Source organism: Trichocoleus sp. DQ-A1, from assembly GCF_039961955.1.
Taxonomy (GTDB): Bacteria; Cyanobacteriota; Cyanobacteriia; order Cyanobacteriales; family FACHB-T130; genus FACHB-T130.
Genome location: NZ_JAMPKE010000006.1, coordinates 163,281 through 177,515, shown reverse-complemented (window position 1 = coordinate 177,515; position 14,235 = coordinate 163,281). Strand labels below are relative to the sequence as shown.

The 14,235-nt window shown below is 50.1% G+C and carries 7 protein-coding genes; 3 read left to right on the top strand and 4 right to left on the bottom strand.

From position 1 onward, the window contains the following. The first annotated feature begins 64 nt into the window (after positions 1–64). Together NDI33_RS08820 and NDI33_RS08815 are read left to right on the top strand one after the other, a co-directional pair. A complete protein-coding gene (locus NDI33_RS08820; RefSeq protein WP_190673722.1) occupies positions 65–2,380 on the top strand; it encodes an MASE1 domain-containing protein in 2,316 nt (771 codons plus the stop codon). A gap of 30 nt (positions 2,381–2,410) precedes the next feature. Next, positions 2,411–3,082: a DUF1361 domain-containing protein gene (locus NDI33_RS08815; RefSeq protein ID WP_190673719.1), complete on the top strand. Its 672-nt coding sequence runs from the start codon at positions 2,411–2,413 to the stop codon at positions 3,080–3,082. A gap of 39 nt (positions 3,083–3,121) precedes the next feature. Here the strand turns inward: NDI33_RS08815 and NDI33_RS08810 are convergent, their stop codons facing one another. After that, positions 3,122–3,919, bottom strand: coding sequence for a sugar phosphate nucleotidyltransferase (locus tag NDI33_RS08810; protein WP_190673809.1), 798 nt, complete (start codon positions 3,917–3,919; stop codon positions 3,122–3,124). A gap of 352 nt (positions 3,920–4,271) precedes the next feature. On the opposite strand from NDI33_RS08810, the gene NDI33_RS08805 reads away from it, so the two are divergent. Beyond that, positions 4,272–5,444: a hypothetical protein gene (locus tag NDI33_RS08805; RefSeq protein ID WP_190673717.1), complete on the top strand. Its 1,173-nt coding sequence runs from the start codon at positions 4,272–4,274 to the stop codon at positions 5,442–5,444. Here the strand turns inward: NDI33_RS08805 and NDI33_RS08800 are convergent. The 3 genes from NDI33_RS08800 to NDI33_RS08790 form a co-directional block, all read right to left on the bottom strand. Beyond that, positions 5,441–5,698: a hypothetical protein gene (locus NDI33_RS08800; protein ID WP_190414119.1), complete on the bottom strand. Its 258-nt coding sequence runs from the start codon at positions 5,696–5,698 to the stop codon at positions 5,441–5,443. The two genes, NDI33_RS08805 and NDI33_RS08800, sit on opposite strands and share 4 nt — an antisense overlap. Before the next feature lie 270 nt (positions 5,699–5,968). Continuing rightward, positions 5,969–8,740 (bottom strand): putative PEP-binding protein, encoded by a 2,772-nt coding sequence (locus NDI33_RS08795; RefSeq protein ID WP_190673715.1) that lies wholly within the window; start codon positions 8,738–8,740, stop codon positions 5,969–5,971. A gap of 46 nt (positions 8,741–8,786) precedes the next feature. Then, a complete protein-coding gene (locus NDI33_RS08790; protein WP_242033040.1) occupies positions 8,787–14,144 on the bottom strand; it encodes a PAS domain S-box protein in 5,358 nt (1,785 codons plus the stop codon). Positions 14,145–14,235: the final 91 nt, after the last annotated feature.

Genomic DNA, 14,235 nt, shown 5'->3' with positions numbered 1-14,235 from the left:
GCTCAGCGGATTATGGTTGCAAGGAGAAAACATCTCGCATTTTGAACCCCTAAACCGCCGTATTATGTCCCAAACTCGGCTTTGGCGATACTTAGCCAGCGTCGCCATACTGACTGCCATCTACATTGGTGCAGCAAAACTATCACTGGCGCTTCCGGTGTTGAATAAGTACGTAACGCCGGTTTGGCCTCCGGCGGGGATTACCCAAGGCGTGCTGTTTATCGGGGGGCGAAAGCTTTGGCCTGGAGTCGTGCTAGGTGAATTTTTATTTGCCAAAGTAGTTCTGCACGTACCCCTATCTGTTGCCATTGCTGGCAGCTTGGCTACCACCTTGCAGGCTCTAGTCGGGGTCACGTTGCTTCGTTCGATTCGTTTGCGCCCCTCTCTGGATCGCCTGCGAGATGTTTTCGGTTTTCTCGGCTTGTCTGTGATGCTGTCTACTCTAGTCGCTTCCACTCTGGGTTTGACGACTCTTTGCTGGGCAAATCTTATCCCTTGGAGCGACTATGCGACGACGTGGTGGACGTGGTGGTTAGGGGATGGCATGGCAGTTTTAGTGTTAGTCCCGGCGATCTTGACTTGGAGTGTCCTTCCTCGCTTAGACACAAGACGAGAGCGAATCATCGAGGCGATGCTTTTGCTGACTTTGCTTGCAACCGTCACCCAGTCAGTTTTCTTCGCCAAAACTGCTACAGCGATCGCTCACTATCCCCTTGCCTACTTGCCCTTCCCTTTGGTCGCTTGGGCAGCCCTCCGATTTAATCAGCAAGGCGCTGTACTGGCAACTCTACTTGTCTCCTGCATTGCTATCTGGGGCACCGCCTTGGGGGATGGGCCGTTTGCGGCAGTTGCCATTAATACCGACCAAGCTTTGCAATTTTTACAAGCCTTCATGGGCGTTATCGCAGTCACTGCTTTGGTTTTGGGGGCGGCGGTTGCGGAACGCGCCTCAGCTGAAGCGTCACTACGCTCTAGCGAAGCCAGTCTCGCCAACGCCCAACGGATCGCCCATCTCGGTAACTGGGATTTAGACTTGGTTAAACAGCAACTGCGATGGTCGGATGAACTTTATCGCATCTTGGGTTTTTCACCAGCAGAATTTGAGCCAAGTATGGAACGATTCCTGACATCCGTTCACCCAGATGACCGAGAACGGGTCAGAGAATTGATAGACGCCGCATCGTATTTCAAGCAAGCCTTCAGCACTGACTTTAGAGTTGTTTTATCCGATCGTTCTGAGCGCATTGTCCACGGCACTGGCAAAATTATTCAGGAGCAAGGAGGGAAAGCCGCTCGACTCATCGGCACGATTCAAGACGTTACAGAACAAAAAAGAATCGAGCAAGCACTGCTGCAATCGGAAGCTCAATTACTCGAACTTGCCCACAATCTCGATCGGAAAGTAACCGAAAGAACTCTGGAGTTAGAAGAAAAGAATAATGAACTCGCGCGATCGCTCACCTCACTCAAACAAGCCCAACAGCAATTAATTCAAGCTGAAAAAATGTCGAGTTTGGGGCAATTAGTAGCAGGAATTGCTCATGAAATTAATAACCCCATTAACTTTATCACTGGCAATATTAGCCATATTACTGCTTATATTCAAGACCTCCTCGACATCCTGAACCTTTACCAGCAAAATTATCCCACCCCACCCCCGGCGATTCAAGCGTATAGCGAAACGGTTGAACTGGACTTTGTGATTGAGGATTTACCGAATCTTCTAGAGTCCATGAAAACGGGTGCAGAACGTATCCGTCAGATTGTGATATCCTTACGCAGCTTCTCCCGTCTGGATGAAGCCGATATGAAGCCGGTGGATATTCATGAAGGCATCGATAGTACGTTGCTGATTTTACAGCGTCGCCTGAAAGCGCGTCCGGGACATCCAGGCATCGAAGTGGTTAAAAATTACGGTGACTTACCCCTCGTGGAGTGCTATCCGAAACAACTCAATCAGGTGTTTCTCAACCTGCTTAGTAATGCCATTGATGCCTTAGAAGAAAGAATGAAAGAGGAAGAAAAGGTCAAGGATGAAATTACCCTTTCAGGATTTTCACCTCAGCCGTTTGCGATCGCCCTCACCACCCAAATTTTGTCACCCACTCAGGTGCAGATTGAAATTTCCGACAATGGCATCGGCATGACTCCGGAAGTCAAAAACCATATTTTTGAACCATTTTTTACCACCAAACAAGTCGGCAAAGGCACCGGCTTAGGTTTATCGACTTGCTATCAAATTGTGGTAGAAAATCATCGGGGACAGCTCATCTGTCTATCGCAGCCAGGATTAGGGGCAACATTCCAGATCGTCATCCCCCTGCGGCAGAGTGGTCATCCCGGAATCAGTAGTTATACTGGTAGCTTCAATGTGAACTAAAACTGCTGATTCAACAATGAGACAGCGCGTATGAAATTTGAGCTGATTCGCTGGACTTCACATATATTGCGGGTTTTGTCCCGCAATCTGGACTGGATGACGTGGAATCTGTTTCTGGCGTTTATCCCTCTGCTGTTGAGTATTTGGCTATTTCGCAGCAGGCAAAAGCGCTCGCCGATCTGGTGGGCGGGAGTCTTAGTTTTTATCGCGTTTTTGCCGAATGCGCCCTATTTGTTGACAGATATCATTCACTTGATTCATGATATTCGCGCTAACTACTCGGTGTGGATGATTACGCTAGTTCTCATCCCCCAGTATTTGTTAGTTATCCTGGCTGGCTTTGAAGCTTACGTTATATCTTTAATTAATCTAGGTTACTATTTACATCGCCACGAACGTAGTAAATACATTCTTTGGATGGAGCTAACTTTGCATGGTCTTAGCGCCATTGGCATTTATTTAGGGCGATTCCTACGCTTCAACAGTTGGGATTTTGTTACTCAACCGGATGCCGTATTTACTAGCGTGCTGGATGACTTGGTCGGCAAATGGCCTGTGGTGGTCATGGTTGTCACCTTTGTCATAATTTCTGGCTTGTACTGGCTGATGAAGCAGGTGACTTTGGGGATAATTTTGCGAAGGCGGTTAAAAGCTATCCAGTCGCCATCCAATCAAAATCATACGGACTCCCCGACAGCTTAAGCGTTTGTTTCTTTCAAGCTGAGCCGAGAATCAATCAATTTAGATATCAATCTCATCAGCCGCAAATTGACGAACTGCTTTCACCAGATCCGTAGGGGTGCCGATATCCAGGTAGGTTCCATCCGGAAACGTTTCGGCTTCCACCTGCAAGCCGCTGTCAATCGCCGCCTGAACCACATCGCTAATCGGTAACTCTTTCGCCTGTGGCACTTGCCCAGCTTGGATTGCAGCGAGATACTCGTGCATAAACTGGGTAAATACTGGCGTCCAAACCGCGATCGCCCACATATACTTTAAATCGCTAATCGGCGGTTTTTCGACCACGAAGTGGACTCGTCCTTGGGCATCAAAATCAACCATCCCGGCTTTATGAGGTTGATCGTTCGGAAATAATCCCAAAACCGCATCGGCATTACCAGCCGCAAGCCGTGCCAACAACCGCACAAAGGCGTCTTCAGGCTGAAAAAGGATGTCGGGAAAGCCCAGTGCTACCACTGCGTCTTGCACGAAGGGATAGGCTTGATCCAAGGTATAAGGAACGCCATAAGGCAACCCCAGCATCAGATAGCCGAGGTTCATGTCTAGCAGGGTGCCGTCCCCAAAATAAGCCGGAATATCCCATTTTCCCGGACGCAGTACGGTGTATGCCTTCTTAATCCCTGCCAACCGCATTTTCTCTAGTAAGTAATGACTCACGACTTTGGGGCGTAAGGTGCCGCTGCCGCTATCTACCGGACGAAATCCAATCGGGTACAGCTCTTTGCTCATCGGTAAGGGGGCGATTCGCGTTGCTTGCCCTCCTGCTGGTAGCAGTCCAATGACTTCCCGCTGGTGAATGCGATCGCTATCAATCATAAAAATGCCGATTGCGGTGGAATGGAACAGGGAAACCCTCAATCTTATTATTCTCCCTGAATCTTTTTGACAGATAAAGACTTGCTGGGATTTTTGCTGGGATTTTGGTCAGGTGTGAGCCAAAGTTCCTATCAAAAGAAAGATGGCATCGCACCTGTCTTAGTCTGAAATGAATTTAGGTTGGGTTTTGCATTTAAGAATTTCCCGCAGCCGCAACCATAATTATTTCCCTAGAAGGGCGGATTTCCTGTATGGCCTTTTCCGCCATATCTTTCTTTAGAGATTGCCAATTTTTGTCGTCCTTTCTGAATATTTTTGAAAGGAGTCCAATCAGATGCCGCTATTGTCTACTGATGAATTAAAAAGTTTGATAGAAAATTCCGCTAGTCCCTGTATCTCGATTTATATGCCGATGGAAAAGGCAGGGCCAGAGATTCGACAAAACCCGATTCGCTTCAAGAATCTCATGCGTGAGGCTGAGCAACGCTTGGAGGAAATGGGGATTGACCACAATGAGGCGATGACATGGCTTGAGCAAGCGAATGCGATTGATAGCCCTGAGTTTTGGGAAGAAAACCAAGGCGAGGGGGTAGCAATTTTTATCTCTCCCGAAGTCTTTCGTTACTACCAGCTTCCGGTTGATGTTGAAGAATTGGTAGTGGTTAGCGATCGCTTTCATATTAAGCCGCTGTTGCCTATCGTCAACAACGATGGACGGTTCTACATCCTAGCCCTTAGCCAAAAGGATGTCCGGCTGCTTCAGGCAACGCGCACTACGGTCAAAGAGGTGCATATTGAAAACTTGCCGAAAAGCAAGGATGAAGCTCTCCAATATGACGCGACTTCCAAGGACGGTCAGATTCGGATTGCCACATCAAAGGGGGGAACCAACAATACTTTTCAGCAACCCGGTAGTTTCCACGGGCAGGGAAGCCCGGATCAGGATGATATCAAGAAGGATCTCCTGCAATTTTTCCATCAGATTGATGGTGCATTGCATGACTTCTTCCGGAATAAGAAAGGCCCTTTGGTGTTAGCGGGAGTTGAGTATCTTTTCCCGATTTACAAAGAGGCAAATACTTATCAACATTTGGTGGAGGAAGGAATTACTGGAAATCCGGAAATATTTAAGCCAGAAGAATTGCACGAACTCGCTTTACCGATTGTGGAGCCTCTGTTACAAGAGAATATTGAGGGGGTTGTAGAGGTATACAAAGAACTGGCTGGAAACGATACGAGTAAAGTATCCCACGATATCAAAGAAATCATCCAATCTGCTTATTATCACCGGGTTGATTCTTTGTTTGTGGCGGTCGGCGAGCAGCGCTGGGGTCACTTTGACCCTGAAACCATGACCGTAGATTTACACCCTGAACCACAGGCGGACGACGAAGATATGTTGGATTTTGCCGCTACTCATACAATTTTGAACGGTGGTAAAGTCTATGCAGTGGAGCCGGAAAAAGTACCGGATGAGGCTCCGGTAGCAGCAATTTTCCGCTATTAATCAGCGATTGACTGCGATCGATCGTAGGGTTTCAAAATTGCTAAGTTTGTCAACCCCCCCGCTTCCCCAAGGACGGGGGGTTGAATATAAGTTAGGTCACTCAAGAAATCGTTTGGATCGCAATTAGGGGGAAAAATAAAAATTTCCTTTCCCTCTTTTAGTGCATTCTGGTGAAACGCGATCGCTTCTACCAAGGGACAAAACATAATTGGAATCCATCTGCCACTGTAAAAACAGACAACGACGCGGCTCATTGTGTACTCTTCCAGCAGGAGTGGATTTCGCCAAGGTGAAACCACACGAATTCTATGATAGGTATACTCTTTAGTTGTTCACGATTAGAAGCAAAAGCGCAACAGCCTTAAGTAGGATCTATTAACCTTTCTCGGAAGGGAATTATTAGAAAAATCGGTTGGCAGACACCCCTTGAAAGACAACCCTTGAAAATAGGATGACTTAAGACAAAGGGCAAAAAGTGGGTGTGGATTTGAAACCGTCTCTACCAGATTTTTGCCGATCGCTACTTATTGATTCAACTGACGACGGGCGGCTGCTAAGAGAAGGCGTTGTTCGGCACGAGCGATCGCGTTATAGGTTCGCTCAACGGCATCTAGTTCCACAGAAATTGAGGGAATGCCCCACTGCACAAGCCGATCGATCAACTCTGGATATTGAGCCGGTGCTTGACCGCAGATGCAGCAGGGAATTCCTGCCTGTTTTGCCATTTGGATGAGTTGCGCGATCGCTTGCGTGACTGCTGGATGACGCTCATCAAACGCCGCCGCCATCTGCGCTTGGTCTCGGTCAACTCCCAGCAGCAGCTGGGTGAGATCGTTAGTGCCAATCGAGATTCCCTGGACGCCCGCTTTCACGTAATCAGGTAGCAAAAATAGAACCGACGGCACTTCAGCGACGATCCAGAGTTGGAATTGAGGCGATTGGCTGAGTCCGGCTTGTTCAACGCGGCGGCGACAGAAGGAAAACTCTTCCACCGTGCGGACAAAAGGCAACAGCAAGCGGACATTGGTATATCCCAATTGCTGCACCCGTACTAAAGCTGCCAGTTCTACATCGAACAAGGCGGGATTGGAAACATAGCTGAATGTTCCCCTCATCCCTAGCATCGGATTGGCTTCCGGGTGCCCCAAAGAACCACCAACTAAGTATTGAAATTCATGCGATCGCAAATCTAGAGAGCGATAAAATACCGGGCGAGGCGCAAATGCCTCGGCAAACTGGCACAGTTGTTGGGCAAGAATTTCCCTCAACTCGTCTTCACGCTGCTGCTGGAGCCATCGTTGAGGATGTTGTCCCTGCAAAACTTCCAGCAGCATCAGCTCAGAGCGCAATAATCCTACTCCATCCACCGGCATCTGAGCCGCGCGTTTGATACTGCTGGGTTGACTGAGGTTGACCAGCAGTTGAGTTGCGAGGACTGAGGACTGAGGACTGAGGACTGAGGGCTGAGGACTGAGGGCTGAGGGCTGAGGACTGAGGACTGAGGGCTGAGGACTGAGGGCTGAGGGCTGAGGACTGAGGACTGAGGGCTGAGGGCTGAGGGCTGAGGGACGAGGAGTGGAAAGTGCAGCGTGAGGCGTGGAGAGTCCAGAGTGCGGGGTGGAAAGTGCAGCGTGTGGAGTGGGGAGTCCAGAGTGCGGGGTGAAGGGTGCAGAGTGTGGGGTGGAGAGAGAGGAGTGCGGAAGAATTTTCTCCCGCTCGCCTGCTTGAGCCTCAACGCGATAAACTGCTCCCTTGTCACCATCTACTAGCACGGCGTCGCCGGTTTGAATCAGCCGGGTGGCACCGACAGCACCAACAACCGCTGGGATGCCTAATTCCCTGGCAATAATGGCAGCGTGACAAGTCATCGCACCCTGTTCGGCAACCACAGCGACAGCCTGTTTTAGCAGTACCAGCCGATCGGGAGTAATGCTTTTGACGACTAAAATTTTCCCATTAACAGGCGAGTTTTCATCTCCATCGGTATCCGGGAAGTGGAGATGATTGGAATCAGTTAATACATGAGCGATCGCAATGGTTCGTCCTGCTGACGCTCCCAGCCCCTCGATCAAAGGCTTTAGGTCTGGTTCTGGCACTGTAGGCACTTTCCCTTCCTGTAGGCGGTGCTGAGTCTGGGCTGAAAAGAAGGATAAAGGAGCGAGCATCAAGGAGGAATGACCGATCTCTACTGAGTGCTGTAAGGATTCCTTAACCGCTCCTACTTTAATTTTGGACTCCTTCAAGCTCATTGCTGAGTGCCCAACGATGACTTGTGTGAGAGACAACTGGTTGCCTTCATTTTCTTTTCCTGGAGAGAGCGTCCACTCCAAAGTAAAAGTTGGTCCGAGTTCAGTCCTCAGTTGCTTCGCCAGTTGAATGAGAACATCTAAGTGTTTTTCTTCCAGGGCGTAATATTTTTGTTGCTCTTCGTTGAGCAGATAAGCTTCTAGACAATTATCTACCCTTAATCGAGAAGGGTGGGCGCTTGCGAAATTCTCCGTGCTGTTTGTGTGGGTTTGGGCGTCCCTAAAGTTCTCAAGACGATAAGCACGGGTTTTACTGCCCAGATATCGAGTTTGCACTTCCCCCGTTTCTGGTTGCACCTGATAGAAATCTGGAACCACTTCTCCCAAGACTAGCGCCTTGCCCAGTCCCCAGGTTGACTGAATTTCCCAGCACTCTGGAGTTGCGTGAAGAGTCCCGGAAGCGATCGCATCTAAGACGGGTTGCACTAAAATCGCCAAGTTCAGCTGAGCAGTCTGAATACCCCAACAGTGCCAATAAAACAAACTTCTGGCACGAAACAGCTCTGCCCAAGCCAGCTTCAAACCCATCGCCAAGCTCTCTGGCGTCGCCAGACAAACGTGGGATTCTAAAAGCCCAGACTCTGGTAAAAGCACCCCGGTTGCCTGAACTTTAGACGCCGGATCTAAAGCCAAAGAGGGGCGCAAAATCAGCACCTTCGTTTGCCAATGCGCTTGTGCCGATTCTATCTCCGACATCCAAGACGACGGTAGCGTAGCGGCTGTAATTTCCTGCCGAATCGTTTGAGCAACGCTCTGTAGTTGGCGGGGATTATCTACATCCAGATGTAGCGAAGAATAGGGCAGGTCTAAGCCAAGCGGTGCCGACCATTGAATGCTTTCGAGAAATTGACGGGCTGCGGTTGCCGGAACGACAAAACCGGGCACGACCGGATAGCCACGCTGTATGAGTCGGCTCAAGTAAAAAGCTTTGTCGCCTACCAGGGTGCGGTCGAAGGGTTGAATTTGGTCGAGCCAGTGGAGTTTTTCCACTCAGGTGAAAGGGTAAATAGGGAACAATGCATCATAACTTAATTATTTATTCATCATTCTGAATTTGACCCGCAGATTTCCAAAGATTCGCCACGACTGCTACCAACTGGGCGGTTTCCACCGGCTTAGAAAGATGGCGCTGATAGCCAGCGGCAAGAGTTTGCAGCCGATCTTCCTCAGTGGCGTAGGCGGTCAGCGCGATCGCGGGAATCTTGCCTCCGCGTTCGGGTTCTCGATTCCGTAGCTGGCGAATCAGCTCATAGCCATCCTCTAATGGCATTCCAATATCGCTAATCAACAGGTCTGGCAACTCTCGATCCAGTGCCTTTATGGCTTCTGGCACTGATGCCACGGCTGTCACACTTGCTCCTGCTTCCTCTAGAGTAGTGACAACGACTTCGCGAATATCGGCATCATCTTCCACCAACAAAAGGCGCAATCCGCTTAGAGCATGAGGATTGAGGGAAGAGGAAGAGGACTGAGGGCTGAGGACTGAGGACTGAGGATTCAGGGAAGAGGATTCAGGGAAGAGGACTGAGGGCTGAGGATTCAGGGAAGAGGAAGGGGATGAGGAGTGAGGATTGAGTGAAGAGGATTGAGGATTCAGGGAAGAGGATTGAGGATTCAGGGAAGGGGAAGGGGATGAGGAATTTTTTCTTTCCTGATTCGTGTCTTCTACCTCAGTCGGCACTTCGTGCTGGTGCGCTAAGACTCCTGAAGTTTTCAGCTCTACTTGCGTACTCTCTAAAAGAGGTAGGCGCACCGTAAAAGTGGCTCCGAGTCCTTCGCCTGGGCTTTGGGCGCTGACAGTGCCGCCATGCATTTCTACAAGATAGCGGACAATCGCGAGTCCTAGCCCTAGACCTCCATGCGATCGCGTGGTTGTACTATCAGCCTGACGGAACAAGTCAAAGACATGGGGCAAAAAGTCAGGAGTAATACCCACTCCGGTGTCGCTGATTTGGATTTGGGCATAGTGGGTAATTGGTAATTGGTAATTGGTAATGGGTAATGGGTGAGATTCTTCCGCATTAGCCATTACCGATGACCTATTCCCCATAACGATTGACATTCGCACCGTCACTTGTCCGCCGTTCGGTGTGAACTTGAGGGCATTCGAGAGTAGATTTGACATTACCTGCTGCAATCGGACGGGATCGCCTTGGACACGTCTGCCAGAGGGGTCTAGCACTGTCTCTACTTGAATTTCCCGTGTCTGAGCTGTTGCCAGTACAGAATTAATTGAAGTTTGAATCACCGGCACTAGGTCAACTGGGAGGAGACTGAGGGGCAAGTTCCCCCGGATCATGCGCGAGACATCCAAAAGCGACTCAATCAGCTGCGTCTGTGCCTTGGCATTGCGCTCGATAGTTTCCAACGCCTGCGCCGTCCGGTTTTCATCAAACTTGCGACTGCGGAGTAGCTGTGCCCAACCCAGGACGGCGTTGATCGGAGTTCGCAGTTCGTGGGAGACAATCGCCAGGAACTGGTCTTTCATGCGATTGGCTTCTTGAGCTTCGTGGTAAAGTCGCGCATTGTCTACCGCCAAGGCAGCGCGGTGAGCTAGTTCAGAAGCCAAGGAGAGATCCGCCTGATTGTAGTGACGACCCGATTCGGCAGTAATAAAGGCGATCGCTCCCAAGATTCGTCCACGGGCAATTAATGGTAGGCACATATAAGACTTGAAATCTGCCTTGCGGAGGATTTCCAAGTGTTCCGGATCGCGGGCGATCGCGACGAGCAATTCATCGGAAACCTCTGGAGCGAGTTTTGCCTCACCGGAATGCAACACTTTCGCCAAACCACGGGGCACCTTGGGATCGAAGGGATAACGACGCTCTACCTCCCATGCCAGCTCAACCTTTGAGGCGTCTGCATGGGCAACCGCTCGTTGGCGAATCGTGCCATCCGGCTCAACTGTATGGACGGCGCACCAGTCGGCAAGGTGCGGCACCGCCAGATGTACGAGGCGTTCTAACGTAGCTTGATAATCCAGCGAGTCAGCCAGCACGACGCCAGCTTCCGAGAGGAATTGCCGTGACTGTTCCGCGCGCTTGCGATCGTCAATGTCGGTGCAAGTCCCGAACCACTTGACGACCCATTGATGGCGATCGCGTAGCGGCAATGCCCGAACCAGATGCCAGCGGTAAACGCCATCTGAGGCTCTCTTAAAGCGGCATTCCGCTTCGTAAGTCTCACCCGTATCAATAGCATTGTTCCAGCCGTCTACCGATGCCTGCAAATCGTCTGGATGGAGTATAGGCTGCCATCCCCAGCCTTGGGCTTGCTCCAGCGTCGTTCCCGTGTAGTCAAACCAGCGTTGGTTGTAGTAATCCACTGACCCATCTGGCTGTGCCGTCCACACCATCTGCGGTATCGCCTCTGCTAGGGAGAGATAACGCTGCTGCGCCTCTTCAGCTTGGGCACGCGCTTCCTGTTCGCGGACGAGCTGGAGCCGTTCTTTCTCAGATTTCTTGCGGTTGGTGATGTCTTCAATCACATACGCAAATTTCGGATGCAAACTGGAAGCTCCCTCGATGGGACAGACGCTAGCAGACAGCCACTTCTTACCCAAGTCAGTCTCGTGAGGGTATTCAAAGCGGATGGTTGTCTGGGTGCGTTGAGCCAACCGATATTGATGAATCCACAATCGCAGGTATTGCGGCGGGACTCCCAAACTGCTACTCAGTCGATTTTGCATCGCTTCGGGAGTTAGCCCAAAGAACTTTGCTGAGGTGGAGTTATCAGAAATATGCCGGATGTCATCTTCCACCAATTCGACAATTCCCATCATCAAAGAAGCGCTATCGAAGAAGCTGCGAAGGATGGATCTTTCCCATTTGAGTGCTTGAAGTGCTTGGTACCGTTCGGTGATGTCCTGAACGAGAGCCACGAAGTAATCAATTGAGCCGTCAGTACGGCGCACGCAGCGAGTCGAGATGCTGGCGTGGATCGTTTGACCATCTTTGCGGATAAACCGCTTGTCCATTGAGTAGGCTTCAATTTCGCCTGCTAAAATCCGCTGGAATTGCTCTACATCGGCTGGCAAATCATCGGGATGAGTTAATTGATCCCAAGTCATTTGCGTGAGTTCTTGCCGGGAATAGCCAAAGATGTCGCACAATTTATCGTTGGCGTCTAGCCAACCTTTGTCTGGCGAACTGATGGCGATTCCGACTAAAGGAAGTTCAAAGTAGCTGCGGAAGCGTTGTTCGCTCTTCCGCAGCTCTTGTTCGGCTTGTTGAGCCAGGGCAATTTGTTCTTGAAGTAATTCATTGGCTGTTGCGAGTTCGGCAGTTCTTTCCCGAACCCGAATTTCTAAATTCTGATGGGAAGCCTGCAATTCGCGCTGGCGGGAGGTGAGTTCTTTGGCTAAGGTGGCGAGGTCTATATCCAGAGTTTGTAACTCCTGCTGAAGAATCTCACGGGTGCGTTTCATAGCGATCGCATTGCCCACCCGCGCCCGGAGTTCCTCGATATGAAAGGGCTTCATCAGGTAATCTTGTACGCCTTCTCGTAACATCTGCACCCGTAGCTCGTCGTCTGCTTTCGCCGTCAGCAGAACAATCGGGATCGTATCGAGTTCCTTGATGGCTCTGACTTCCCGCACTAGCTGGTCGCCGTTCATTTGAGGCATCATCATATCGGTGAGGATTAAGTCAGGATGCAGTACGATCGCTTTTTCCAATCCTTCCTGCCCATTCCGGGCACTTACGACCCGATTCTCTGGCGCTAAACTCTCGACGATGAAGCGATTCATTTCCGGATTGTCTTCAACTACCAGCACGAGTGGGGATTGAGAATTAGAAATTTCACCTTGAGGATTTTGCGCGGACTGTTCTGATGGGAAAATTTTTGATGACTGGTAATTTAATGCCGATTCCAAATCGTTGGGTTGATGCCCCAGTTCTGCCATTACAGAAAGGGCAATTTCCTTGTAATTTGTGGATGTTTTTGCCTGAGGCGATCGCGTCGAATCGATTTGAAGATTTGTCGAAGTCAGCTTGTCGGAGTCTGTAGCAGCTGGTTGCGCGATCGCAATCGTCTCCCCATCCAGATGAAAATCGCGATTCCCATCGGGTACTGGCAACCCTTCTGCATTGGTACTTAGAACGTCTGAGGGTGCTGCTTGCGGCATCCAGGTCGTGAAAACTGCCCCGCCTTTTGGAGCCTGGTTAACTTCTATGGAGCCGCCGTGCAATTCGACGAACTCCTTAACAATGGCTAGCCCCAGACCAGTACCGCCAAATCCTTGCTGAGTAACGAATTCCTCTTGGCGATACGGCTCAAAAATGACTTCCCGGAGTTCCGGTGGCACGCCTGGGCCAGTATCTTCAATGGTGAGGGTGAAGGATGAAGACGACAGGGAGTCCAGGGGGAAGACTTGCTCCTCTGTGCCTCTGTGCCCTTGCTCCTGAGGACTGACTTCCGCAAGGATGCAGCAGATACTACCCCCGATCGGGGTGAATTTGAAGGCGTTGGAAAGTAGATTGAAGCAGATGCGCTGCCACTTATCTGGATCGACACTCGCCCTAAGAGATGGAGGAGTTTCGACAACGAAGGATATCTGACGGTCTTCTGCAATGGTTTCAAAGTTGGCAGCAATCAGCCGCACCAGCTCAGCCACGTCGCTGAGTGCGTAGTTCACTTCCATTTTGCCTGCCTCCAGCTTGGAGACATCCAGCAAATCGTTGACCCGTTTGAGCAGGGTACGGGCGTTACGATCCACCAATTCTAGGTCGTGACGTTGTTCTGGGTTGGTCAGATTCGGCTCGGAGAGCAGTTTCTCCGTTGGCCCCAAGATCAAGGCAAGTGGTGTCCGCAAGTCGTGGCTAACGTTGGCAAAAAATTGGGTTTTTAATTGGTCGAGTTCCTTAAGTTTTTGGTAAAGCGTCTCTAACTCAACGTTTGCCGTTTCTAGTTGGAGTTTACGATCTTCAGAGGTTTTTGCAGAGGCAATCAGCGTCAGGACTTGAGGAACTAATGGCGGGATTACCAAGGCTGTCGTCACTGAAGCGATCGCTGTAATTAATTTAATCGTTCCGGATAGCCAATAAACGGGCATCCATAGTGTCCACACTTCTATAAAATGCGTGGCACCGCAGGCAATAATGAAAAATCCAAAGGCGATAAATACTGAATGAAAAGGAATATCTCGACGCGCTTTGTGGACTAAATAAACTAGCGTCACTGAAATCGAAACATACGCCAGTCCGATTAACGTATCGGTGGCAACATGAAGTGACACCAACCCTGGTTTCCACAAGTAGCAATGTCCATGTGGGATAAAACCATTCGCTGCAAAAAGATTGTTTAATAATTCCGGCCCTAGCCACAGACCCAGCAAAGTACAAATAGATACTACTAGCCCGTAGCCGAGAGCGGCCCAAGGTATGATATGCATAGATTGCTTTTCCCCTCCTGATACTATTTTGAGGGTTAAATCCCGACTTTGGGGATCGCGCCGCTCTCGTTCTTTCAGCCAATTGAGCAAG

What these genes read in the sequence shown, in the direction of transcription:
- NDI33_RS08820 (WP_190673722.1), top strand. Translation starts at nt 65, where the DNA reads ATGTCCCAAACTCGGCTTTGGCGATACTTAGCCAGCGTCGCCATACTG.
- NDI33_RS08815 (WP_190673719.1), top strand. Translation starts at nt 2,411, where the DNA reads ATGAAATTTGAGCTGATTCGCTGGACTTCACATATATTGCGGGTTTTG.
- NDI33_RS08805 (WP_190673717.1), top strand. Translation starts at nt 4,272, where the DNA reads ATGCCGCTATTGTCTACTGATGAATTAAAAAGTTTGATAGAAAATTCC.
- NDI33_RS08800 (WP_190414119.1), bottom strand. Translation starts at nt 5,698, where the DNA reads ATGAGCCGCGTCGTTGTCTGTTTTTACAGTGGCAGATGGATTCCAATT.
- NDI33_RS08790 (WP_242033040.1), bottom strand. Translation starts at nt 14,144, where the DNA reads ATGCATATCATACCTTGGGCCGCTCTCGGCTACGGGCTAGTAGTATCT.